The sequence below is a fragment of the Streptococcus saliviloxodontae genome (assembly GCF_016908655.1).
Lineage (GTDB): Bacteria > Bacillota > Bacilli > Lactobacillales > Streptococcaceae > Streptococcus > Streptococcus saliviloxodontae.
This window is the reverse complement of record NZ_JAFBEI010000019.1, coordinates 1-22,629: the sequence shown is the minus strand read 5'-3', so window position 1 is coordinate 22,629 and position 22,629 is coordinate 1. Positions and strand designations below refer to the sequence as shown.

Below are 22,629 nucleotides of genomic sequence, written 5' to 3'. Positions count from 1 at the left end.
TCTTATTATGCAAATTCTTCCTGCTATTGATATTAAAGACGGACAGGCTGTTCGTTTGTTTAAAGGAGATTTCAACCAAAAAACGGTTGTTAATCCTGATGTTTTAGCCCAAGCTCGCCTCTTTGCGGATGCTGGCATTGAGTTTATTCATGTGGTGGATTTGGACGGTGCTTTAGATGGTAAAGCGACCAATCGTGACTTGATTGCTGCGCTTAAAGTAGCGACTGGTCTGGGGGTTGAGGTCGGCGGAGGCATCCGTACACTGGAGCAGATTGAAGATTACCTCGCTGTTGGAATTGACCGTGTCATCATCGGTTCCATGGCAGTCAAGAACCCTGCTTTTGTCAAAGCTGCTCTTGAAAAATTCGGTGCCCAGCATATCGTGGTTGGGATTGATGCCAAGGCAGGCTTTGTTGCCACAGAAGGTTGGCTTGAGACAAGCACGGTTGATTACATCAGCCTTGCCAAAGAGATGGAAAAAATGGGTGTGGAACTCTTCGTTTACACAGATGTTGATCGAGACGGCACCCTAACAGGACCAAATGTTGAGCACTACCAACGTTTGGTGGCAGAATTGAGCACTTCTAAAGTCATCGCCTCAGGCGGTATTGCAGAGCTCAGCGATTTGACCAAACTCCAAGAAATCGGCGTCGCTGGTACCATTGTCGGCAAAGCCTACTACAATGGCAATATTTCCCTTGATCAACTCAAGGCTTTCGGAGGCTAGACTATGCTTAAAAAACGCATTATTCCCTGTCTGGATGTTAAGGATGGGCGTGTGGTCAAAGGGGTTAATTTTGTCAATTTGACAGATGTGGGTGACCCTGTTGACTCAGCGCGTGCTTACTATGAGGCTGGTTGCGATGAGCTAGTCTTCCTTGATATTACAGCGACTCACGAAGAACGTGACACAACTGTTGAGATGGTCAAGCGTGTCGCAGACCAAGTCTTCATTCCATTCACCGTAGGTGGCGGTATTCGCTCAGTTGAGGACATGAATAAGATGCTCAAGGCCGGTGCCGATAAGGTTGCGGTTAATTCCTCAGCCGTTGCCAATCCTCAACTCATCAAAGACTGCTCTGAAAAATTCGGTAACCAGTGTGTAGTAGCTGCCATTGATGCTCGTAAGGAGGCAGATGGCTCTTGGCATGTCTATGTGGCTGGTGGTCGAAAGGATACCGGCAAGGACTTGATTGCCTGGGCCAAGGAAGTTGTCAGCCTAGGCGCAGGGGAGATTCTTCTGACTTCCATGGACAAAGACGGCACCAAGTCTGGTTTTGATTTGGACATGCTAAACGCTGTTGCTAGCGTCGTTGATGTGCCGATCATCGCTTCTGGCGGTGCTGGCAATATCGACCACATGGTGGAGGTTTTTGAGAAGACCCCTGCGACTGGAGCCTTGGCAGCCTCTATTTTCCACTTTGGAGAAGTTGCTATCGCAGATACTAAGAAAGCCATGGCTGCCGCTGGTCAGGAGGTGAGACTGTGACAGATACGACCTTGGATTTTGCGAAGCAGGACGGCTTAGTCCCTGTTATCGTGACTGACCATGAGACAGGACAAGTCCTCATGCTAGCCTACATGAATGAAGAATCTTATAAGCTCACACTTGAGACCAAACAGATGCACTACTGGAGCCGTTCACGAAATGAACTATGGCACAAGGGAGCGACCTCAGGTCACTACCAGCATGTCAAAAGTATCAAAACAGACTGTGACCGAGATACCCTCCTCATCTCAGTAGAACAAGAAGGAGCTGCCTGCCATACAGGTGCTTACTCTTGTTTCTTCGAGGAGATCTTGTAAAAAGCTTTATGCCCTTTGTATCATAAATCAGGAGAAAATCATGCTAGAAACGCTTTATAAAGAAGCCTTGGATCGTAAAAACAATCCTAAAGAAGGCTCATACACCAACTACCTTTTTGACAAAGGTTTAGATAAAATTTTGAAAAAAGTCGGCGAAGAAGCAACAGAAGTTGTCATCGGAGCTAAAAATGCTGACAAGGACGAAATTGCTAACGAAACAGCCGACGTCCTCTATCACTTGGCTGTTATGCTAGTTGAGACAGGCGTGACGATCGAAGATGTCAATGCTGTCCTCCAAGCTCGCCAAGGCAAACAATCAAACGTTCACGACAGACCAGAAGTGACAGAATATTAAAAAAAGACTATCCTAAAAGGCTTAAATAACAAGTCAAAAAACTTGTCAAATAGCAATAAGGATAGTTTTTTAATTTTCGAAAAATACTAAAAAATAAACTGAAAACGCTTGAAAGAGCCAGCAGAAGAGAGTAGAATAAGGGTATGAAAAAAAGCACCGAATCGGTGCTCACTTTTTCAAGTTGAATACGGACTGGATTAAAAATCACTGCCTTATTTTAACGCGCTGTGCTGTTTCGAATAGTTCCAACAAGATTATTATATGTTAATTTAGTGTAATAATCAAGTGAAATATAAAAAGCAGTAAACTTTTAAAAGTGATGGTTTTATAATGGTTAATACAAAAGGAGATATATGATGAAGAAACCTTACTCAATAGGACTTGATATTGGAACTAATTCTGTAGGTTGGAGTATCATTACAGATGATTACAAGGTACCTACCAAGAAAATGAAAGTTTTGGGAGATACCGATAGAAAATATATCAAGAAAAATCTCATTGGAGCTCTACTTTTTGATGGAGGAAATACTGCTGCAGATAGAAGACTGAAGCGTACTGCTCGCCGTCGCTACACTCGCCGTCGTAATCGACTTCTCTATTTACAAGAGATTTTTTCTCAAGAAATCAACAAAGTAGATTCTGCTTTCTTTCATCGTTTAGAAGATTCTTTTCTTGTGGAAGACGAAAAAAGAGGAAGCAAGTATCCTATTTTTGCGACTCTTCAGGAAGAGAAGGATTATCATGAAAAATTCCCTACAATCTATCATTTGAGAAAAGAATTAGCTGATAAGAACGAAAAAGCAGATCTTCGTCTTGTTTACCTGACTTTAGCTCACATAATCAAGTATCGAGGACACTTTCTGATTGAAGATGATCGTTTTGATGTTAGAAATACAGATATAAAAAAACAATATCAAAATTTTCTAGAGCTTTTTGACACAAGATTTGAAAATAGTGACTTACTATCTCAAAATGTTGATGTTGAAGAAATTTTAACAGATAAGATTAGCAAGTCTGCGAAAAGAGAGCAGATTCTAGCAAAATACCCTTTAGAAAAATCAACTGGAATTTTTGCAGAATTTTTAAAATTGATTGTTGGAAATAAAGCGGATTTTAGAAAGCACTTTAATTTGGATGAAAAAGCTCCGTTACAATTTGGAATAGATACTTATGATGAGGATTTAGAAACACTTCTTGGACAGATTGGAGATGAGTTTTCAGATTTATTTTCTGTTGCTAAACAATTATATGACAGTATTCTTTTAGCTGGGATTTTAACTGTTACAGATTCCAGTACTAAGGCGCCTTTGTCTGCTTCAATGGTTGGAAGATACGATGATCATAGATCTGATTTAGAGAGACTAAAACAATTTGTCAAAAAAGTTTTGCCAGAAAAGTATCAAGAGGTTTTCTCAGATGAAACTAAAGCTGGTTATGCTGGCTATATCGATGGTAAGACAAGCCAAGAGGAGTTTTATAACTATTTATCGAAATTGTTGGCTAAGCAAGAAGGGAGTGAGTATTTTCTCAACAAGATTAAGAGCGAGAACTTTTTGAGAAAACAACGTACTTTTGATAATGGATCTATTCCACACCAAGTTCATTTGACTGAGTTAAGAGCTATTATTCGACGTCAATCTGAATATTATCCGTTCTTGAAAGAAAATCAAACTAAGATTGAGCAAATCTTTACTTTTAGAATCCCATACTATGTTGGACCGTTGGCACGAGGAAATAGTGATTTTGCATGGATACATCGTAAATCTGATGAAGCCATTCGTCCTTGGAATTTTGATGAGTTGGTCGATAAAGAATCTTCTGCAGAGGCGTTTATTTATCGTATGACCAACAACGATCTCTACCTCCCTGAAGAGAAGGTGTTGCCAAAACATAGTCTTATTTATGAAAAATTTACGGTTTATAATGAATTAACAAAAGTAAGATATATAACAGAACAAGGTAAAAGTGATTACTTTGATGCTAATTTAAAACAAGAAATTTTTGACGGAGTATTCAGAGAACATCGTAAGGTTACAAAAGAAAAATTGCTAGATTACCTATCTAGGGAATTTGATGAATTTAGAATCGTCGATATTACTGGACTGGATAAGGAAAATAAATCTTTCAATGCTTCGTTGAGTACTTATCATGACCTCAAAAAAATACTAGATAAGGAATTCCTTGATAATCCAGATAATGAGACTATTTTAGAAGATATTGTTCAGACGCTAACATTGTTTGAAGATAGAGAAATGATTAAGAAGCGTCTAGAGAAGTATCGTCCTCTTTTTTCAGAGGCTCAGCTAAAGAAACTCTATCGCCGTCACTATACAGGCTGGGGGAGATTATCTGTTAAGTTGATTAATGGTATTCGTGATAAGCAAAGTGGCAAGACAATATTGGAGTATCTTATTGATGATGGAACAGCAAATCGTAATTTTATGCAACTAATCAATGATAATGGTCTATTGTTTAAGTCTATCATCAGTAAAGCACAGGTGGGTAATCACTCAGGTTATTTGAAAGAAGCTGTGAGTGACCTTGCTGGTAGCCCTGCTATTAAAAAGGGAATTTTACAAAGTTTGAAGATTGTTGATGAGCTTATTAAGGTGATGGGATATAATCCAGAACAAATTGTGGTTGAGATGGCGCGTGAAAACCAAACAACAGCTAAAGGACGTCGTAACTCTCAACAACGTTACAAACTTCTTGAAGATGGGATTAAAAATTTAGCTAGCGACTTAAATAGCAATATTTTAAAGGACTATCCAACAGACAATCAAGCCTTACAAAATGAAAGACTTTATCTTTATTACCTACAAAATGGTAGAGATATGTACACTGGGGAAGCTCTAGATATTGATAATTTAAGTCAATATGACATAGACCACATCATCCCTCAAGCATTTATTAAAGATGATTCTATTGATAATAAGGTATTGGTTTCTTCTGCAAAAAACAGAGGAAAATCTGACGATGTTCCAAGTATTGATATTGTCAAATCTCAAAAAGTATTCTGGAAGCACTTACAGAATGCTAAGCTAATTAGTCAACGCAAGTATGATAATTTGACGAAAGCAGAACGTGGGGGATTAACTCCTGATGATAAGGCAAGATTCATTCAACGCCAGTTGGTTGAAACGCGTCAGATTACAAAACATGTGGCACGTCTTCTAGATGAGCGGTTTAATAATGAAGTTGATGAAAATAATAAACCTGTTCGCAAGGTCAAAATCATAACCTTAAAATCAAATTTAGTATCAACTTTCCGTAAAGAGTTTGGATTTTACAAGATTCGTGAAGTCAATGATTACCACCACGCACATGATGCTTACCTCAATGCAGTAGTAGCGAAAGCCATTCTAACCAAATACCCACAACTAGAGCCTGAATTTGTTTATGGTGACTATCCTAAATATAATAGTTACAAAACTCGTAAATCTGCAACAGAAAAACTATTTTTCTATTCAAATATCATGAATTTCTTTAAAACAAAAGTGACTTTAGCAGATGGAACCGAAGTTAAAAGAGATATCATTGAAGTCAATAAAGAAACTGGAGAAATTGTCTGGGATAAGGAAAGACACTTTGCGATAGTGAGAAAAGTGCTATCGTACCCTCAGGTCAATATTGTGAAGAAAACAGAGATTCAGACAGGTGGATTCTCTAAGGAATCTATTTTGGCACACGGTAATTCTGATAAGTTGATTCCGAGAAAAACAAAAGATGTCTTTTTAGATACTAAGAAATATGGTGGTTTTGATAGTCCCGTAGGTGCTTATTCTGTTTTATTTGTAGCAGATATCAAAAAAGGGAAAACACAAAAACTTAAGACAACTAAGGATATTATAGGTATAACTATTATGGAGAGAGAAAGATTTGAAAGAAATCCATCTGCTTTCCTTGAATCAAAAGGATATTTCAATGTTAGAGATGAAAAATTGATTATTTTACCTAAGTATAGCTTATTTGAATTAGAAAGTGGTCGCCGTCGATTGTTGGCTAGTGCTGGTGAGCTACAAAAAGGAAATGAATTAGCGATACCAACTCAGTTTGTGAAGTTTTTATATCTTGCTAGTCATTATTATAATTTGAAAGGTAAAGCTGAGGAAATTGAGCAGAAGAGGAATTATGTTGACCAACATATATCTTATTTTGATGATATCCTTCAATTAATCAATGATTTTTCAAATCGTGTTATCTTGGCAGATGCAAAATTAAAACAAATTAACGGTCTTTATCAAGATAATAAGGACTGTTTGAAAGTGGATGAATTAGCCCAAAATATTATTACTTTGTTTACATTTACTAGTTTAGGGGCACCGGCAGCATTTAGATTTTTTGATAAATCAATTGATAGGAAGCGTTATACGTCGACTAGAGAGATACTTGATGCAACTCTAATCCACCAATCTATTACAGGACTTTACGAAACACGTATTGATTTGAGTAAATTAGGAGAGTAATATGGCGGGTTGGCGGACTGTTATTGTGAATACACATTCGAAGCTTTCTTATAAAAATAATCACTTAATTTTTAAAGATTCCTATCAGACGGAGATGATTCACTTATCAGAGATTGATGTGTTAATTATGGAGACGACAGATATTGTTTTATCAACTATGTTGATCAAACGTTTAGTTGATGAAAATATTCTGGTGATTTTCTGTGATGATAAGCGCCTACCGACAGCGATGTTGATGCCTTACTATGCTAGACATGATTCAAGTTTACAATTATCGAGACAGATTTCTTGGATTGAGGATATAAAAGCAGAGGTTTGGACAACCATAATCTCCCAAAAGATTTTAAACCAATCTTTCTATCTAGGAGAGTGTTCCTTTTTTGAAAAATCACAGTCTATCATGAATCTGTATCATGAGTTGGAAACTTTTGATCCCTCAAATCGTGAAGGGCATGCAGCACGGATTTATTTTAATACACTTTTTGGAAATAATTTTTCGAGAGAGCAAGACAATCCAATAAATGCTGGTCTAGATTATGGCTACTCATTGATTTTGAGTATGTTTGCGCGTGAAGTCGTCAAGTGTGGTTGTATGACACAATTTGGTTTGAAACATGCCAATCAATTCAATCAGTTCAACTTGGCAAGTGATATCATGGAACCTTTTCGTCCAATTATTGATCGTATTATTTATGAAAATAGACAGAGTGATTTTATCAAAATGAAAAGAGAACTTTTCACTATCTTTTCAGAAACATACAACTACAATGGTAAAGAGATGTATCTATCAAATATCATTAGTGATTATACAAAAAAAGTTATTAAGGCGCTTAATAGTGATGGTAATGGGATTCCGGAGTTTAGGATATGAGTTATCGGTATATGCGAATGATTTTAATGTTTGATATGCCTACTGAAACATCAGAAGAACGGAAGGCATATCGTCAGTTTAGAAAATTTCTTCTGAGCGAGGGATTTATTATGCATCAGTTTTCCGTTTATAGTAAACTCTTGCTAAATAATACGGCAAGTACTGCTATGGTTGGCAGGCTAAGAGCAAATAATCCGAAAAAAGGAAATATTACTCTTTTGACTGTGACGGAAAAGCAATTTGCTAGAATGGTCTATCTACATGGAGAGCGTAACACAAGTGTTGCTAATTCTGACAGTCGCTTGGTTTTCTTAGGAGAGTCTTATGACCAAGATTAATTTTCCCATCTTAGATGAACCGTTAGTATTAGATACTGCTACGATTTTAGCAGTAGAAGATGTGACAGTCTATTCCTCTTTGGTGAAGCATTTTTATAATTATGATATCGACGAATCCTTACAGGTATTTGATGAGAAACAGAAGTGTTTAAAAGGGACTGAATTGATGTTAGTTACTGATATTTTTGGATATGATGTCAATTCAGCACCAATTCTAAAATTGATTCACGCAGATCTCGAAAGTCAATTTAATGAAAAACCAGAAGTGAAATCAATGGTTGAAAAATTAGCATCAACTATCACTGACTTGATCGTCTTTGAGTGTTTGGAGAATGAACTTGATCTTGAGTATGATGAGATTACAATTTTAGAATTAATCAAAGCGCTAGGTGTTAAAATTGAGACACAGAGCGACACAATTTTTGAAAAATGCTTTGAAATATTACAAGTTTATCATTATTTAACTAAGAAAAATCTTTTGGTTTTTGTAAATAGCGGAGCTTATTTAACCAGAGATGAAGTCGAAAAACTTTGTGAATACATCAATCTCATTCAGAAAAAAGTACTTTTTCTTGAACCAAGAAGATTGTATGACTTACCTCAATATATTTTAGACAAAGACTATTTCTTGATGAGTGAAAATATGGTAAAATAGTGGTAAAAGTACAGTAATAATAAGGAATCATAGAAACTGAAGTCCTGCTGAGACAAATAGCGCGATTACGAAATCTCAAAAGAAAAATTCTTGACGAGGTTTTAGAGCTGTGCTGTTTCGAATGGTTCCAAAACAATAACTAATGATAAATTAAAAGAAGTTTAGTTTTAGAGCTGTGCTGTTTCGAATGGTTCCAAAACTGAGTGAGTGTATTTTGCTTCGCTAATTGAGTTTTAGAGCTGTGCTGTTTCGAATGGTTCCAAAACCAACCAAAATTATGCTACTGACGGAAACGGGTTTTAGAGCTGTGCTGTTTCGAATGGTTCCAAAACGTACGGAGATGGACAATGCTATGCTTTGACGTTTTAGAGCTGTGCTGTTTCGAATGGTTCCAAAACAACGTGCAACTGGTCTTTTGGGGTTGGTGTGTTTTAGAGCTGTGCTGTTTCGAATGGTTCCAAAACCTGTGTCCTGTTTTACAACTTACATTTGAGGTTTTAGAGCTGTGCTGTTTCGAATGGTTCCAAAACGGTGTTAAAATCTTTTCTATCGTCATACCAGTTTTAGAGCTGTGCTGTTTCGAATGGTTCCAAAACAGCGTTTGTTGCGTTAGGTTGAAAACGGCTGTTTTAGAGCTGTGCTGTTTCGAATGGTTCCAAAACTTACCACCTCTCGATGCTTACGAACCCTTCGTTTTAGAGCTGTGCTGTTTCGAATGGTTCCAAAACAACGTTTGAGAGAAGAAATCAAGTCAGAAAGTTTTAGAGCTGTGCTGTTTCGAATGGTTCCAAAACCAATGGTGGTTTCGTGGACGTGATTACTCAGTTTTAGAGCTGTGCTGTTTCGAATGGTTCCAAAACATTTCCCCATCGGAATAAACCGCACCTTCTGTTTTAGAGCTGTGCTGTTTCGAATGGTTCCAAAACCTTTCTGAATGTCACCGACCGTGTGAGTGAGTTTTAGAGCTGTGCTGTTTCGAATGGTTCCAAAACTGCTGCAAACTCATCAAGAACGCCAACGTAGTTTTAGAGCTGTGCTGTTTCGAATGGTTCCAAAACTGTGATTAATCTGCCAGTTAATACCGTCAAGTTTTAGAGCTGTGCTGTTTCGAATGGTTCCAAAACGATACTCGACAACTTTAAGCGTCAAAGCTTGTTTTAGAGCTGTGCTGTTTCGAATGGTTCCAAAACTCTAACTTCTGGGGCGGTTTTGAAAAACATGTTTTAGAGCTGTGCTGTTTCGAATGGTTCCAAAACAAAATATTGGGAGAGTTGTTGCGGACTTTTGTTTTAGAGCTGTGCTGTTTCGAATGGTTCCAAAACCAACTAATATTAATAATTTGACTTTAAATTGTTTTAGAGCTGTGCTGTTTCGAATGGTTCCAAAACTGCTGAGGTCTATGGTGATGCTAAGGTCTAGTTTTAGAGCTGTGCTGTTTCGAATGGTTCCAAAACGACTCGATAGCGCTCCGTTTCCGAAATCATGTTTTAGAGCTGTGCTGTTTCGAATGGTTCCAAAACAACGTTTGAGAGAAGAAATCAAGTCAGAAAGTTTTAGAGCTGTGCTGTTTCGAATGGTTCCAAAACCAATGGTGGTTTCGTGGACGTGATTACTCAGTTTTAGAGCTGTGCTGTTTCGAATGGTTCCAAAACATCCGCTTTTTTTAAGTTCGTAGGCTTTTCGTTTTAGAGCTGTGCTGTTTCGAATGGTTCCACCTTTTTTAAACCGTTTTCAAATAAAATTTGCTATAATAATAGTGAAAAGGAATGAAACGAGGTAAGCTTATGTCTAGAGAATTTGATGCCTTCAAAAAAACACTATCAAAAGAAAGTTTAAAAGCGATCTACGATGAGAGTAAGCTAGAGATTTCCCAAACGACTGTTGAGGGGACAGATGCCTTTACGTTAGAGCTGGCTAGTCAAATGGCAGTCAATCTATTGGAAAGCTATCATCGTTGGTTGCAAGAAAAATCAAAATAAGCTTAGGTTGGACGAGTTTCCAGCCTATTTCCATATGCTTTAGTCAAATGAAAGAGGTGATATGATGCACATTCTCATAGCTCCAGATTCTTTTAAAGAAAGCCTATCTGCACAAGAAGTGGCTCTAGCCCTGAAAGAGGGTTTTCAGGCCAAGCTTCCAGGAGCTACCTTTGATTTGGCTCCTATCGGAGATGGTGGCGAAGGGACGCTAGAAGCCTTGGCGCATAACCTTGATTTAACTGACGCTGAGGTTGTCTTGCCCCATGCTTTTTCGGAAAATGGCAGAGCTCGTTACGCGAGTAAAGGGCAGCAAGCTGTTTTTGAGATGGCCGAGGTATGCGGTCTAGAAAAAGTACCTCTTAATAAACGAAATCCTTTGACCCTTTCGACACAAGGGATTGGAGAGATGATGACAATTCTCTATGATAAAGGTATTAGAGACCTGATTATTGGTGTCGGAGGCTCATCAACTAATGACGGTGGGATAGGTATGGCAAAGGCTTTAGGCTATCGCTTTTTTGACCAGTCAGGTCATGAGTTAGAGGCCATCGGGGAGAATCTAGGGAAGGTTGCCACATTTTCAAGTCAAGATGTAAAATCCTTATCAGGCTTAAAGGTAACGGTCGTGACGGATGTGACCAATCCCTTATGTGGACCAAAAGGGGCGACAGTAACTTTTGGTCGCCAAAAAGGGTTGGCTGAAGCAGACTTTGACCGTGTTGATAGGGCGATGAGTCACTTTTATAGTCAGGTCAACCCTTCGGCTCTTCACTTATCTGGAGCCGGAGCTGGAGGAGGAATGGCTGCAGGGTTAGTGACTTTTGCATCTGGTCAGATCGTGTCAGGAATTGATTTTGTTCTCGATACCATACAGTTTGACGACAGGGTGAAAAAGGCAGATTTAGTCATTGTAGGCGAAGGGCGTCTAGATGCGCAGTCGCTCTCAGGCAAAGCCCCTGTAGGAGTTGCTCGAAGAACCCCAGAACAAGTACCTGTCATAGCGATCTGTGGCAGTTTATCAGAAGATTTACCTTCTTTTCCGACTGCTGGTATCAGTGCAGCATTTCCTATCATATCAAAGGTTCAACCATTGGAGGAGACTCTAGCAGATGCAGCAGTCAATCTGAGACGTACCGCAGAAAATATAGCCAATCTTCTTTGTTTGAAAGAATAAAACGAGAGCAGATTAGTAAAAATATCTGGAAGATATTTTTAGCCAATCCTAATGTTTCGTTTCTGACTTGAAACAGTCTGTTCTAATCGCTCTATCTTGTGTATCTAACTGAAAAAATTAAGAGGCTAGGACAAAGTCCTAGCCTCTATTTATCTTCCAAATAATTGTGCCCAAAATCCTTTTTTCTCAGTTTTGCTTTCTTGGTTTTGGGGTTGAAATATATCGGAATAATGCTCACGAATATCAGTATCTTGGATATTGACAGCATGGTCGGTAAAAATCATAATACCAAAGCTGGGATGAGCTGCCATTTCGTCAACGATAGTACAAGTTAAGCCAATCTCTTTAGTCAATTTGAGATAAGTCATCTGTAGATTATCTGAGAGAGCTGGAGAAAGTTTAACCTTTACAGGGGAGTAGTTTTCGGTTAAGTCGTTTAAAATATCTTGAAAATGCCCTTTGACGCTATCTAAACGAGCATCCTGGGCAGATATGGTTAAGAGAACACGCTCTGCGTAAGTTCCGAGAAACGAGCGTAGTTCATCAGGATTGATTTTGCGACCTCCATTAGCGCTTTCCATCAAACGTTGATTCAGGTCTAACATGAGACACCTCCAGTGTATTGATGATAAATATTATATCCTATTTTCGCTTTTTTGAAAAAAATACGGTTTTAATTTGCGTCAAATATGACTTTGTGGTATTATTAACATGTAAAAAATTAAAACTCATAAGGAGAGTATTTATAATGTCAATTATTACTGATGTTTACGCTCGCGAAGTCCTTGACTCACGCGGTAACCCAACACTTGAAGTAGAAGTTTACACTGAATCAGGTGCATTCGGACGTGGTATGGTTCCTTCAGGAGCTTCTACTGGTGAACACGAAGCAGTAGAACTTCGTGACGGTGACAAATCTCGTTACGGCGGTCTTGGTACTCAAAAAGCTGTTGATAACGTTAACAACATCATTGCTGAAGCAATCATCGGTTTCGATGTTCGTGACCAACAAGCTATCGACCGTGCTATGATCGCTCTTGACGGTACTCCAAACAAAGGTAAACTTGGTGCTAACGCAATTCTTGGTGTTTCTATCGCTGTTGCACGTGCGGCTGCTGACTACCTTGAAGTACCACTTTACTCATACCTTGGTGGATTCAACACTAAAGTTCTTCCAACTCCTATGATGAACATCATCAACGGTGGATCTCACTCAGATGCTCCAATCGCATTCCAAGAGTTCATGATCATGCCAGTTGGTGCACCAACATTCAAAGAAGCACTTCGTTGGGGTGCTGAAGTATTCCACGCTCTTAAGAAAATCCTTAAAGAACGTGGTCTTGAAACTGCCGTTGGTGACGAAGGTGGATTCGCTCCTAAATTTGAAGGAACTGAAGATGGTGTAGAAACTATCCTTAAAGCTATCGAAGCTGCTGGTTACGAAGCTGGCGAAAACGGAATCATGATCGGTTTCGACTGTGCTTCATCAGAATTCTACGACAAAGAACGTAAAGTTTACGACTACACTAAATTTGAAGGTGAAGGCGCTGCTGTTCGTACATCTGCAGAACAAATCGACTACCTTGAAGAATTGGTTAACAAATACCCAATCATCACTATCGAAGATGGTATGGATGAAAACGACTGGGACGGTTGGAAAGCTCTTACTGAACGTCTTGGTGGACGTGTTCAATTGGTTGGTGACGACTTCTTCGTTACAAACACTGACTACCTTGCACGCGGTATCCAAGAAAATGCTGCAAACTCAATCCTTATCAAAGTTAACCAAATCGGTACTTTGACTGAAACTTTTGAAGCTATCGAAATGGCTAAAGAAGCTGGTTACACTGCAGTTGTATCACACCGTTCAGGTGAAACTGAAGATTCAACAATCGCTGACATCGCAGTTGCAACTAACGCTGGTCAAATCAAAACTGGTTCATTGTCACGTACAGACCGTATTGCTAAATACAACCAATTGCTTCGTATCGAAGATCAACTTGGTGAAGTTGCTCAATACAAAGGAATCAAATCATTCTACAACCTTAAAAAATAATCTCTTTACGAGGTTAGGGGCTGTAAAGCCCTGATTTATAAGCATTCTAGGGTGTCGTCCTAGGGTGCTTTTTGATTTTACTACCCCTTTAACTACCCCAAGATTGAAATTAAGGTGTTTTGGTATAGTAAGAGGGTGCCCTAATATGGGGCAACCCTTATAAACTATTGATGGCTGTTTCATAATTTGAGACAGCTTTTTTTGCATTTTCTTGGTTAGTGTGCCAATAAACATTTTCAGTCATCATCAAATTAGAGTGACCTAGTCTGTATTGTACATCTTTAGGGCTAGCTTGAGCGTAAAGCATCATTGTTGTATGTGTATGGCGGAAACCATGAAATGATACATTAGTTACTCTAGCGGTCTTAAAATGCTTATTTAGGCGTTTTCTCAAGTTACAAGCATAAGCATACTTTTCTGTAAATACAGAAAATACAACTGTTTCAGACCTGCCTAGTTGCCATGATTGCACTTGTTGACGGTTTTTGTATTGCTTGATCATAAGTAACGTAGCGTTGTCTATTGGTATATCACGATAACCAGCGCTTGATTTAGGTGAGTTTATTTCTTGGTATCGATTAAGGGTCTTATTGATGCTGATAATACCATTGTCTAGGTCAACATCAGACCATTCAAGAGCTAGAGCCTCACCAATACGGCAACCAGTAGCTAGCAAAGTCTTATATAGGACAATATCGAACAGATTTTCATAATTTGATTGATCTAGAGTATCGAGATAATCTAGAAACTGTTTTAACTCTTTGTTGTCTAGGTATTTGACACTAGCTTTTTCTTTTTGCTGCTTACGTGGCACAATAACATCATTAGCTGGGTTATATGTTATCACTTGTAGAGAAACACCGTATTTCAAAATACGTTTATTCATGTTATGCAGTAAGGAGTAGTTAGCAAACGCTCCTTTCTGTCCTGTATTAGCCTTATCAGCCCATTTGTTTACTTGTTGTTGGATAATAGGCGTAGTGAGTTTAGATAGTTTGTAATCGCCAAATACAGGTAATAAATGCACTCTAACTAATCCCTCCATTGATTGGCGAGTATTAGGTTTAACTGTATTCTTATAACTATCCCACCAAACTTTTGCAAGCTCTTTGTATGTTGTAATTGTCGGCTTGTCTTTAACTGTGTATCCATTAGCTGCAAAAGCATTGATAGCATCACGCGCTTTTGCTTTAACCCCCTTTTTAGTGGTGGCTGTAACAGTTGTACGGGCTTTTTTGCCCGTTAGTTGGTCAACGCCTAGATAGACACTAGCATAGTAAACTTTTTGACCGTTCTTTTTGATTTTATCTTTGATATCCATGTATTTGTACCTTTCTTTCCATCAGCAGGCAAGGCGCGTGGTTTTGTTAGGTATTTATACATGAAATGGTAATTATTGATTGGTTAACTTTTCAAGTAGTGTAAGAAAAATATCCTTTTCATCATCATCTAAAAGTGTAAATTTTAGATTTAGATTGAAGTAATCACCTCTGGCGGAGTTTAGAAAGCTTAAAAAGTCGTTTTCTGGATTGAGAGAGTGAATATAGTCATTATGTTTCAAAAACTCTGTATCTGAAATTTTTGATCTTAATTTTTCGATTTGCTTTTCAGAAAGGGAATCACTAAAAAAATCATATACCCAATCTAAGTCGGCTATTTTATCATTTTTCAAAAAATCTACATCATAGCCTAGTAGGTATCCTAGTGGTACTTTGAAATATTTAGCTAGCTCGTTTGCGTTTCTTTGTCTTATATTCGCATCTCCACTTTCCCATCTTTGGTATGTTCGGAGGTTTACCCCGATGGCTTTTGCAACCTCTGCTTGAGAATGATTTTGTTCAATTCTTAACTGTTTAATTCGTGTTTCATTTTTTACTGTAAGTTCACTCATGAAAGCCCTCCTAGGTAGTATTATAACATGATAACGGCTTTTTATGCCACAAGAAAAGCAAAAAATGTTTTTTATTGCTTGACAAAGCCGTTAAAAACCGTTAATGTGTAATTATAAAAGCCGTAGAAAGCCGTAAAAATATTTCGAAATATTGCTTTTTACTGTTATAAAAGGAGGTGAAAAAATGCTTATTACAGTATCTCTTGCTGAAAAGGTACGTATTAAACGTGCTAGACTACAGCTGACTAAAAAAGTTGTATCGGAGCAGTTAGGTATTCAACCACAAACATTAACCAAAGTTGAGAATGGTAACTATGATGCACCTAAACGTATCTATGAAAGCGTGATGACTTGGCTAGTAGAAGATATTTAGCTCAAAACAAAAAGCCATGTACAGGCGACCAAACCAAAGTACACGGCTAAGGAAGAATAACAAAACTCCAGCAAAGGCAAGGCGCGTGGTTTTGTTAGGTATTTAGCAAGGGCGAGAAAAACAATCCTCCCCTTATCAAATATTATTACTCTAATTGTACCAAAAACAAAGGAGAAAATCAAAAATGGAAAGAGTGCAATCAAAACAAGGACTAGAAAATAAAAAGAAGTTTGCTGATTTAGCGGATATGGCAGATGTTGTAAAGAGAGTGTTAGATTTACAATGTATTGCATTTGATGCGATTATTAGTATTGAGGATAGTGCTATTCGGAATTTATCAGCTTTAAAAGCATTAAATGCGGCATATGATCTTGATCGATGCTTATCAAACAATTTACAAGAAATACATGACAAGTTATATGAGGAGGTTTAATAATGAATGAATTAAATCTAACACCAACACAAAGTATTATCTTTATTCTCGTATGTTTGGTTATTCTAGTCCTACTATGGCGTTATGAGAGCTATATAGAGCTTGATATTACCCCAAAAACTGACAAGATTGAGGAAAATACCATAGATCACGTAAAAGTGCGCTATGGGGCGTACCTATGGCTTTCGGGTAAGAGATTTAACTAGGAGGTAAGTATGGCGACATTTTCTGTTGAATTTGAACAGGGCTTATTAGATAGGGTTGATAGGCTGGCGTAGCAAAAGTTAGAACTAGAGAAGAAGTTACAAAAGAAAACCGGTCTAATTACAGCTAAGGAACTTAAGGATGAGCTGGATATTTCCGGAACAACTTTGAAAAACTGGATGGATATTGGCTTAGTTTCGTATCAATCCCCTTTTGAAAGTAGCAAGAAACTGTATTTTAAGGTTTCTGATGTGATCAACTTTCTTACAATACGCTAGGAGGTCTATTTTGAAAGTATTTATTATTGATGGAGATGCGTGGAGAGGTAAAGTTTATTATTCCCCTAGCTTAGATGTTGTATTCATCAGCGATAAAGTTGATAAGCACGCGCATGATGAATTGATAAAGTGCGTGATAACATCAAGTAACAGGACAATTTGGAGGTAAAAATAGATGGTTAAAGAACATTACACCGTAACTCATACAATGGCAGACGGTACAAAAAGAGATAGCATTGAAGGTTATGTTATACCAGATGATAACCCAGTATATCAACTTTTTAGAAAAGTGAATGAGCGTAGAATGGAGGAGATGCGAGAAAATGGCAACAAGGAGAATGATTAGCAAGGAGGTTGTTATGACTGATGACTTTATTGACTTACCTCCCACGACCAAAGTTTTATATTTTTTTCTAATTTTAGAGGCGGATGATGATGGTTTTGTGGGAAATCCTAAAACTGTTATGAGATTAACTGGTGCAACTAAAGAGGACATGAAACTTTTAATTGAAGGAAAATATGTATTACTTTTTAATACAGGTGTAGTGGTCATAACAGATTGGGCAGAACATAATTCGATTAGGAAAGACAGAAAAAAAGATACTAGATTTACCAAAGAAATGCAGCAAATAGCACTAGTAGAAGGTGGTAAATATCAATGGTTGTCAGATGTACAACCAAACGACAACCAGTCGGCACCCATTGATATACCAAATGGGTGCATAGGAGAGGATAGGAGAGGTAAGGATAGTATAGGTGAGGGGAGAGCAGTAGAAGTAGATAAAGAACAAAATCAATCACCTACTCCCCCTCCCCTCAATCAAGACTTTGTAAATCTCTATAAATCTTTTGAGGCTGAAATTGGTAAAGCCTTATCACCATTACAAATACAAGAATTGCAGTATATGCTGGAGGATTTTAGTCCAGAACTTATATTTGAGGCATTAAAAGAGGCAGTTAGCCAAGGTAAGGCTAATTTTGCGTATATTAGAGCAATTCTTAACAGATGGAAATCAGATAATTTAGTGACAGTTGAACTTGTTAGAAATAGCAAGATAGCGCGTGATGCTAAGAAACAAAATTCAACACAATCTTCCCTTACTCGTGAGGAGTGGGAGGAGAATTGGTCGGAAGAAAATCTATTTTAGGAGGTAAGTTAATGGATAACAAATTTGAACAATTTGGCAACAGAAAAATCAGCGATAAGATATGTGAAAAACATAAAATCAATCTTTGGTTGATAACACACCCATTAAGTGGGACAACCGAATATAAAACAAAAGGAAAATGAGTTGATAGAACAGAGTGCAAAATCAACAGTTTACACAAAAACTTATAATGTACTCATGCGGGATAGTACAATTCCAGAAGATTTAAAAGCCGCATCCTTTGATAATTTCATCGTGGAGACAACAGAGGAAAAGCAAATGTTGAAATTTGTAAAAATGCAAGCTCAAAAATATCTTGATGGTATGAAGGGGAATACTTTGTTAACAGGCGCTACAGGCGTTGGAAAAACTCATCTAGCTGTCTCTCTTGCTAAAGAGTTAAATGAGGCGTATAGAGCCAAGGGAGAGCCTAAGAGTGTATTATTTATTAACCTTACCGAGATACTAAGAGAGATCCGAGAGAGTTTTAAGTTTGCTAGCAAAGAGGGGTATTATTCGCGGATGCTAAAAGAGGTAGATTATTTGATTTTAGATGATTTAGGGGTCAAATTGGGCAATTCATCGGGTCAATCTAAGTCGGCGTGGGAGGAGGAGTTCATTTTTGATGTGCTTAGTCATCGAAACAATACTATCATTACCACCAATTTAAGTAATAGTGATATAGCAAACCTTTATAGTGAACGTGTTGCAAGTCGTGTTCGTACAGGGCTAGACGGTAACTATTTCAAGGTATTTAGTATCAAAGATAAGCGATACTCAATCAATCAGCTAAAAAGTAAAGTACAATAGTTCAATATAACGAGCAAACTTACAAACTTAAACAAAAATAGACACTTTTCATGGGGTGAGAAATCGCCCCAATTTAGAAGTAGTTGCCATGCTTTCCACGACCAAATAAATCAAGCGTGGCAATCTTACCAATTTGAAAAACAGCCGTAGGGTACATAAAAAGGGTAGTATTTTAGTATATGATCCCAAATATACCTAGTAAAATAAACAGACTAGGTATATTCAGATTATAATAAAATCAAATAAAGGAGAAAACCATGACTGAAAAGAATAATGATATTGTTGTCACACCGCCTAGCAAAGACTTTGTTTTATTTGCAAAAAATGGTATAATAACCTATGTTGATATGCCAGAGTATGGAAAGATTGTACTAAATATCCAAAATGGGCAGGTAGTCAATGAAAAAGTATCAACAAGTAAAAATCACTAAAATATACTGACTGGAAAAACCAGAGGTATGATAATCGAGTTTAACACTCTTTTGTCATACCTCTTTTTATTGTCATAAGGAGGATAACATGACACTTACAACAATCAAGAATGACATCAAGGCTTTTGGAAAGAAAAAGCATGAGTATATGACTGGTTATATTACCAAACAAGATGAACTAAATAAGCAGTTACAGGCTGGTATGATTGGTGAGAAATACGCTAAAGACCAACTGGTAGCCTATAAACAAGAGGGTGACACTTACTCTAGTACAACTTATAACAGAATCCATACTGATATTGAAAAGCAGCAAGAGGTGGAGCTTGAGGCGTTGAAATAAAAAGAGCAAAGTGTAACTGCTGATGACGTAGCAGAATTGACCTTGTTAGCTAGTATGAAGATGACAAAAGATGAGTTATTGACTTATTTTGAAAAATACAAAAACAAACCGCTTGCCATTAAGAAACTTTGGACTATTGCTGACCAATATCCAGAGATTGCTATTGATCTTGATTTATTCAATGCAGAACGTGAGCTAGAAAGTCTAGTGCAATTCTTTAAGCAACAGCTATCTTATTATCATTACAGCTTACTTATCAACGGTGATAAAATCCAAGCTGTCACTACTGAAATGGTAGTAAATTCTGATGCCCCAGAGATTGATCGTCGTTTAGATGCGTATTTGAACAAATAGAGGGGATGGCACCCTTTTTATTTCATTTGGAGGTAACAGATGGCAGAAATTGAAAATACTAGCCTTACAGCCAGACAAATTAAATTCATAGATGCCATGCTTGTCGAGCCAACGATAGAAAAGGCGTGCGAAAGAGCAAGGATATCGAGAGCAACTGGTCATAAGTATCTGAAAATAGCAGCAGTTAAAAAGACATTACGGATAAAGCAAGATGAGATAATGGATAAAACAACTCAAATGCTTTACCTAGCATCATCCAATGTCAATGATATTATGATGGATGGCAAAGTAAACCCATTTGTAAGAACTCAAGCAGCAAAGGCGATCCTTGAACAGTCTTACAAGACCCATGAGCTTTTTGGGGTGGTTAGACAGATAGAAGAAATGAGGCTTGAAATTGAAGAAATATCTGAAAGAAATTAAGGAACTACGGGAACTCAAACAACGACTTCTTGAACAAGAAATATCGGAGTTTATCATCATTGAGGGCAATAATGAGCTTGGCGAATTTTTCCAAGTTGATGGAGAACTTTTCAATGATGCAGAGCTTTTGGAAAATCTCAAAAAGTGGAGTGATTAGGATATACCGATTATTATTGATGATGATGTTAATCGTAGTATCAGTGAGGATTTTTCAGATATAATCTATTTTCCAACTCACGAGGATAACATAGACTACATTCGAGTAAATAAGGGAGTAGAACCTCTATACCATAGTAAAGAGCAGCCATATAATACGATCTCAAAAGCTGAATGGATTGAGTTGTTAAATTAGTGATAGGAGGTACAGATGACCAAGAAGAAAATTGAGCGTATCAGCGTGCTACACCGAGAAAAGATTTTATGGCTCAAGTGGTATTTCATGCGAGACAAGGAAAATCCCAAGTATAGTGTACTTGAGCGTAAAATGTTTGATGCTGCTAAAAATCAAGACATGCTATCCTATCAAAAGTACGCTACTATTAAGCAGATAACAGATATTAGAGTACAAACAAGTGAGAATGACATTTTAGAGGCAGTAAAAGTGGTTTATGTATATAATTACATGAATGTCATTGGAGCTTGTCAGCAAATAATGTTTGTTAGTCAATCAACAGCTTATTACAAGTTGAATAAGTGGTTTGAAACCTATGCCTAACATGGCGGGATATCATAATATAGTAGGTATCTAGCTGGATTGTGTGTTATAATATTTTCAAGCACAAGGAGTAGTATATAGGGATTACGCCTTGATGGAGGAAATTCCGGTTCGAATCCGGGCTATTGTGCTAGCATCTAGGAAACTAGGTGCTTTTTATTTAGTATGAAATAAATTTTTATGTGAAATTAAAGAGATATATTTGTTTCTAGTCGATATTTTAATTGCAGATAAGTTGACTGAAGGCGATTTTAGAGGTTGATTTTTTTCTATTGACATAAGAACATTTTACAGATATAATATAAAAGTTTTTGCTAAAATATTGACAAAAGTTATCAAATAAGCTATATTTAAGTTGTCTGTATAACATAATTGTTATACAGAATTGTAAAATTGCAGTGAGCACAGGTGACAGATGAGCTACTTGTGTTTTTATGTGTATGATTAGGGAGGTAGAAGATATGAGCAAGACAATTGATGTCGCAAAATATTTGATTTATGCTTATGAACAAATTTCTAACTCAAGATTTGAAACGCAAGAATTAAAATTACAGAAGTTGATGTATTTCGCACAACGTGAGAGTTTTGCTTTAACTGGTAAATCTCTTTTTCCTAGCGATTTCGAGGGCTGGGTACATGGACCAGTTCTTGTAGAGTTGCGCTATTTTTTTGAACAAGACTATATTCCTTACAATGGCGATAGTTCAGCACTGAGTGAAACAGATAAATACATTATCGAGAGTGTTATTAATAAATATGGTCAATATGATGCATGGTATCTTAGAAATTTATCGCACGAAGAATTATCATGGAAAAACAGCCGTAATGGTTTAAATGATAGCGAAGTCGGAAATAAAATCATTTCTAAAGAAGATATCAAAAAAGATGCGGAAAAAGTCCGAGTTTATGACCATCAATATGATATGTATTTAGATGAATTCGATGACTTTAACGAGGAGGTTTATCTTGCGGGATAATTCTTCTCTTGTTGGTACTATAAAGGCTTCGCGGATGCCCTATTATGATAATAAGACTAGTTCGATAAAGTTTAAATCTCGGCCAGTCCTTATTTTAAAAGCTGAAAATGAATCAGGATTCAGTGATTTTACCGTTTTACCAATTTCGTCAGTTAGCTTTAAAAATAATATCAATCAAAAGTTTGATGTTGAAGTTACAAAAGCGATGTATCCACTTTTGAATTTGACTAAAGATGTATGCTATATTCGTTGTGGTAAGTTTATGACCATTAATCAAAAGGATTTAGCAGTCTCGGTAATTTCCAATTTGAAAGACAGCTATCCTGATTTATGGAAACACATTATTAGTCTCGCTAAAGAGTATATTTCTGATGTGGAATAAAAATTAATTTTCGTAGTTAACAGTTTTGTTATAGAAATATCTTGTTTAAAAAAGCACCTTGTTTGAACTGCACCTCAAAAGTTAGACACAAAATCTAACGAATGGGGTGTTTTTTGATGAAATTAACGTATGAAGATAAATTAACAATATACGAGCTTAGAAAAACAGGT

Annotated in this window: 27 protein-coding genes, 1 pseudogene and 1 CRISPR repeat array; of the genes and pseudogenes, 25 read left to right on the top strand and 3 right to left on the bottom strand. The window is 37.2% G+C overall.

What is annotated here, in order from left to right; translation table 11 throughout:
- Positions 1-7: 7 nt before the first annotated feature.
- From hisA to JOC31_RS05290, 10 genes are all read left to right on the top strand, one after another.
- On the top strand, positions 8-727 hold the full coding sequence (gene hisA, locus JOC31_RS05335; RefSeq protein WP_205017130.1) for a 1-(5-phosphoribosyl)-5-[(5-phosphoribosylamino)methylideneamino]imidazole-4-carboxamide isomerase: 720 nt from the start codon (positions 8-10) through the stop codon (positions 725-727).
- A gap of 3 nt (positions 728-730) precedes the next feature.
- The gene (gene hisF / locus JOC31_RS05330) at positions 731-1,489 is read left to right on the top strand and encodes an imidazole glycerol phosphate synthase subunit HisF (RefSeq protein WP_205017129.1); all 759 of its coding nucleotides are present in this window, start codon (positions 731-733) and stop codon (positions 1,487-1,489) included.
- On the top strand, positions 1,486-1,806 hold the full coding sequence (gene hisI, locus JOC31_RS05325; protein ID WP_205017128.1) for a phosphoribosyl-AMP cyclohydrolase: 321 nt from the start codon (positions 1,486-1,488) through the stop codon (positions 1,804-1,806). The genes hisF and hisI overlap by 4 nt, the downstream gene beginning before the upstream one ends.
- Positions 1,807-1,846: 40 nt before the next feature.
- Positions 1,847-2,161 carry a phosphoribosyl-ATP diphosphatase gene (gene hisE, locus JOC31_RS05320; protein WP_205017127.1) on the top strand — a complete coding sequence of 105 codons (315 nt, stop codon included), beginning with the start codon at positions 1,847-1,849 and terminating at the stop codon, positions 2,159-2,161.
- A gap of 356 nt (positions 2,162-2,517) precedes the next feature.
- Positions 2,518-6,627, top strand: coding sequence for a type II CRISPR RNA-guided endonuclease Cas9 (gene cas9 / locus JOC31_RS05315; protein ID WP_205017126.1), 4,110 nt, complete (start codon positions 2,518-2,520; stop codon positions 6,625-6,627).
- 1 nt (position 6,628) lies between these two features.
- Positions 6,629-7,498, top strand: a complete 870-nt coding sequence (cas1, locus tag JOC31_RS05310; RefSeq protein ID WP_205017125.1) for a type II CRISPR-associated endonuclease Cas1 — start codon at positions 6,629-6,631, stop codon at positions 7,496-7,498.
- Positions 7,495-7,836, top strand: coding sequence for a CRISPR-associated endonuclease Cas2 (gene cas2, locus JOC31_RS05305; RefSeq protein WP_205017124.1), 342 nt, complete (start codon positions 7,495-7,497; stop codon positions 7,834-7,836). The genes cas1 and cas2 overlap by 4 nt, the downstream gene beginning before the upstream one ends.
- Positions 7,823-8,491, top strand: a complete 669-nt coding sequence (csn2, locus tag JOC31_RS05300; protein ID WP_205017123.1) for a type II-A CRISPR-associated protein Csn2 — start codon at positions 7,823-7,825, stop codon at positions 8,489-8,491. The genes cas2 and csn2 overlap by 14 nt, the downstream gene beginning before the upstream one ends.
- 98 nt (positions 8,492-8,589) lie before the next feature.
- Positions 8,590-10,209: a CRISPR direct-repeat array (repeat unit 36 nt; unit sequence GTTTTAGAGCTGTGCTGTTTCGAATGGTTCCAAAAC).
- Positions 10,210-10,275: 66 nt separating this feature from the next.
- Positions 10,276-10,470: a hypothetical protein gene (locus JOC31_RS05295; RefSeq protein ID WP_205017122.1), complete on the top strand. Its 195-nt coding sequence runs from the start codon at positions 10,276-10,278 to the stop codon at positions 10,468-10,470.
- A 64-nt stretch (positions 10,471-10,534) separates the two neighbouring features.
- Positions 10,535-11,644: a glycerate kinase family protein gene (locus JOC31_RS05290; RefSeq protein WP_205017150.1), complete on the top strand. Its 1,110-nt coding sequence runs from the start codon at positions 10,535-10,537 to the stop codon at positions 11,642-11,644.
- A gap of 149 nt (positions 11,645-11,793) precedes the next feature.
- On the opposite strand, the gene JOC31_RS05285 is transcribed toward JOC31_RS05290, so the two are convergent.
- A complete protein-coding gene (locus tag JOC31_RS05285) occupies positions 11,794-12,249 on the bottom strand; it encodes a DUF1694 domain-containing protein (RefSeq protein ID WP_205017121.1) in 456 nt (151 codons plus the stop codon).
- Positions 12,250-12,392: 143 nt separating this feature from the next.
- Here JOC31_RS05285 and eno point away from each other — a divergent pair, with 143 nt between their 5' ends.
- Positions 12,393-13,700, top strand: a complete 1,308-nt coding sequence (eno, locus tag JOC31_RS05280; protein ID WP_205017120.1) for a surface-displayed alpha-enolase — start codon at positions 12,393-12,395, stop codon at positions 13,698-13,700.
- A 157-nt stretch (positions 13,701-13,857) separates the two neighbouring features.
- Here the strand turns inward: eno and JOC31_RS05275 are convergent, their stop codons facing one another.
- On the bottom strand, positions 13,858-15,021 hold the full coding sequence (locus JOC31_RS05275) for a tyrosine-type recombinase/integrase (protein ID WP_205017119.1): 1,164 nt from the start codon (positions 15,019-15,021) through the stop codon (positions 13,858-13,860).
- Positions 15,022-15,093: 72 nt separating this feature from the next.
- Positions 15,094-15,591 carry a helix-turn-helix domain-containing protein gene (locus JOC31_RS05270; RefSeq protein ID WP_205017118.1) on the bottom strand — a complete coding sequence of 166 codons (498 nt, stop codon included), beginning with the start codon at positions 15,589-15,591 and terminating at the stop codon, positions 15,094-15,096.
- A 184-nt stretch (positions 15,592-15,775) separates the two neighbouring features.
- Here JOC31_RS05270 and JOC31_RS05265 point away from each other — a divergent pair, with 184 nt between their 5' ends.
- The 14 genes and pseudogenes from JOC31_RS05265 to JOC31_RS05210 all read left to right on the top strand — a co-directional run bounded on the left by JOC31_RS05265 (position 15,776) and on the right by JOC31_RS05210 (position 22,459).
- A complete protein-coding gene (locus JOC31_RS05265) occupies positions 15,776-15,964 on the top strand; it encodes a helix-turn-helix domain-containing protein (protein ID WP_205017117.1) in 189 nt (62 codons plus the stop codon).
- A gap of 184 nt (positions 15,965-16,148) precedes the next feature.
- Positions 16,149-16,397: a hypothetical protein gene (locus JOC31_RS05260; protein WP_205017116.1), complete on the top strand. Its 249-nt coding sequence runs from the start codon at positions 16,149-16,151 to the stop codon at positions 16,395-16,397.
- A gap of 657 nt (positions 16,398-17,054) precedes the next feature.
- A complete protein-coding gene (locus JOC31_RS05255; protein ID WP_205017115.1) occupies positions 17,055-17,225 on the top strand; it encodes a BOW99_gp33 family protein in 171 nt (56 codons plus the stop codon).
- Between the two features lie 13 nt (positions 17,226-17,238).
- The gene (locus JOC31_RS05250) at positions 17,239-18,027 is read left to right on the top strand and encodes a DnaD domain-containing protein (RefSeq protein ID WP_205017114.1); all 789 of its coding nucleotides are present in this window, start codon (positions 17,239-17,241) and stop codon (positions 18,025-18,027) included.
- 11 nt (positions 18,028-18,038) lie between these two features.
- Positions 18,039-18,170 carry a hypothetical protein gene (locus tag JOC31_RS09935; protein ID WP_275586107.1) on the top strand — a complete coding sequence of 44 codons (132 nt, stop codon included), beginning with the start codon at positions 18,039-18,041 and terminating at the stop codon, positions 18,168-18,170.
- A 31-nt stretch (positions 18,171-18,201) separates the two neighbouring features.
- Positions 18,202-18,837 (top strand): annotated as a pseudogene (locus JOC31_RS05245) (ATP-binding protein); the annotation flags it as partial.
- Positions 18,838-19,094: 257 nt separating this feature from the next.
- Complete coding sequence (locus JOC31_RS05240; protein ID WP_205017113.1) at positions 19,095-19,268, top strand: hypothetical protein; 174 nt, start codon at positions 19,095-19,097, stop codon at positions 19,266-19,268.
- A gap of 88 nt (positions 19,269-19,356) precedes the next feature.
- Positions 19,357-19,608: a hypothetical protein gene (locus JOC31_RS09895; RefSeq protein ID WP_239551665.1), complete on the top strand. Its 252-nt coding sequence runs from the start codon at positions 19,357-19,359 to the stop codon at positions 19,606-19,608.
- 60 nt (positions 19,609-19,668) lie between these two features.
- Positions 19,669-19,962 carry a hypothetical protein gene (locus JOC31_RS09890; protein ID WP_239551663.1) on the top strand — a complete coding sequence of 98 codons (294 nt, stop codon included), beginning with the start codon at positions 19,669-19,671 and terminating at the stop codon, positions 19,960-19,962.
- A gap of 39 nt (positions 19,963-20,001) precedes the next feature.
- Entirely contained in the window at positions 20,002-20,385 is a 384-nt protein-coding gene (locus tag JOC31_RS05230) for a replication protein (RefSeq protein WP_205017112.1), read from the top strand.
- Positions 20,360-20,542 (top strand): hypothetical protein, encoded by a 183-nt coding sequence (locus tag JOC31_RS09885; protein ID WP_239551661.1) that lies wholly within the window; start codon positions 20,360-20,362, stop codon positions 20,540-20,542. The genes JOC31_RS05230 and JOC31_RS09885 overlap by 26 nt, the downstream gene beginning before the upstream one ends.
- Before the next feature lie 210 nt (positions 20,543-20,752).
- Positions 20,753-21,100, top strand: a complete 348-nt coding sequence (locus JOC31_RS05220) for a hypothetical protein (protein WP_205017111.1) — start codon at positions 20,753-20,755, stop codon at positions 21,098-21,100.
- Between the two features lie 461 nt (positions 21,101-21,561).
- Entirely contained in the window at positions 21,562-22,077 is a 516-nt protein-coding gene (locus tag JOC31_RS05215; RefSeq protein ID WP_205017110.1) for a Panacea domain-containing protein, read from the top strand.
- A complete protein-coding gene (locus JOC31_RS05210; RefSeq protein WP_205017109.1) occupies positions 22,067-22,459 on the top strand; it encodes a type II toxin-antitoxin system PemK/MazF family toxin in 393 nt (130 codons plus the stop codon). Before JOC31_RS05215 ends, JOC31_RS05210 begins: the two co-directional genes overlap by 11 nt.
- Positions 22,460-22,629 lie beyond the last annotated feature (170 nt).

Coding starts and splice junctions, on each gene's coding strand:
- hisA (WP_205017130.1), top strand. CDS start 8: ATGCAAATTCTTCCTGCTATTGATATTAAAGACGGACAGGCTGTTCGT.
- hisF (WP_205017129.1), top strand. CDS start 731: ATGCTTAAAAAACGCATTATTCCCTGTCTGGATGTTAAGGATGGGCGT.
- hisE (WP_205017127.1), top strand. CDS start 1,847: ATGCTAGAAACGCTTTATAAAGAAGCCTTGGATCGTAAAAACAATCCT.
- cas9 (WP_205017126.1), top strand. CDS start 2,518: ATGAAGAAACCTTACTCAATAGGACTTGATATTGGAACTAATTCTGTA.
- cas1 (WP_205017125.1), top strand. CDS start 6,629: ATGGCGGGTTGGCGGACTGTTATTGTGAATACACATTCGAAGCTTTCT.
- cas2 (WP_205017124.1), top strand. CDS start 7,495: ATGAGTTATCGGTATATGCGAATGATTTTAATGTTTGATATGCCTACT.
- csn2 (WP_205017123.1), top strand. CDS start 7,823: ATGACCAAGATTAATTTTCCCATCTTAGATGAACCGTTAGTATTAGAT.
- JOC31_RS05295 (WP_205017122.1), top strand. CDS start 10,276: ATGTCTAGAGAATTTGATGCCTTCAAAAAAACACTATCAAAAGAAAGT.
- JOC31_RS05290 (WP_205017150.1), top strand. CDS start 10,535: ATGCACATTCTCATAGCTCCAGATTCTTTTAAAGAAAGCCTATCTGCA.
- JOC31_RS05285 (WP_205017121.1), bottom strand. CDS start 12,249: ATGTTAGACCTGAATCAACGTTTGATGGAAAGCGCTAATGGAGGTCGC.
- eno (WP_205017120.1), top strand. CDS start 12,393: ATGTCAATTATTACTGATGTTTACGCTCGCGAAGTCCTTGACTCACGC.
- JOC31_RS05275 (WP_205017119.1), bottom strand. CDS start 15,021: ATGGATATCAAAGATAAAATCAAAAAGAACGGTCAAAAAGTTTACTAT.
- JOC31_RS05270 (WP_205017118.1), bottom strand. CDS start 15,591: ATGAGTGAACTTACAGTAAAAAATGAAACACGAATTAAACAGTTAAGA.
- JOC31_RS05265 (WP_205017117.1), top strand. CDS start 15,776: ATGCTTATTACAGTATCTCTTGCTGAAAAGGTACGTATTAAACGTGCT.
- JOC31_RS05260 (WP_205017116.1), top strand. CDS start 16,149: ATGGAAAGAGTGCAATCAAAACAAGGACTAGAAAATAAAAAGAAGTTT.
- JOC31_RS05255 (WP_205017115.1), top strand. CDS start 17,055: ATGGTTAAAGAACATTACACCGTAACTCATACAATGGCAGACGGTACA.
- JOC31_RS05250 (WP_205017114.1), top strand. CDS start 17,239: ATGACTGATGACTTTATTGACTTACCTCCCACGACCAAAGTTTTATAT.
- JOC31_RS09935 (WP_275586107.1), top strand. CDS start 18,039: ATGGATAACAAATTTGAACAATTTGGCAACAGAAAAATCAGCGATAAG.
- JOC31_RS05240 (WP_205017113.1), top strand. CDS start 19,095: ATGACTGAAAAGAATAATGATATTGTTGTCACACCGCCTAGCAAAGAC.
- JOC31_RS09895 (WP_239551665.1), top strand. CDS start 19,357: ATGACACTTACAACAATCAAGAATGACATCAAGGCTTTTGGAAAGAAA.
- JOC31_RS09890 (WP_239551663.1), top strand. CDS start 19,669: ATGACAAAAGATGAGTTATTGACTTATTTTGAAAAATACAAAAACAAA.
- JOC31_RS05230 (WP_205017112.1), top strand. CDS start 20,002: ATGGCAGAAATTGAAAATACTAGCCTTACAGCCAGACAAATTAAATTC.
- JOC31_RS05220 (WP_205017111.1), top strand. CDS start 20,753: ATGACCAAGAAGAAAATTGAGCGTATCAGCGTGCTACACCGAGAAAAG.
- JOC31_RS05215 (WP_205017110.1), top strand. CDS start 21,562: ATGAGCAAGACAATTGATGTCGCAAAATATTTGATTTATGCTTATGAA.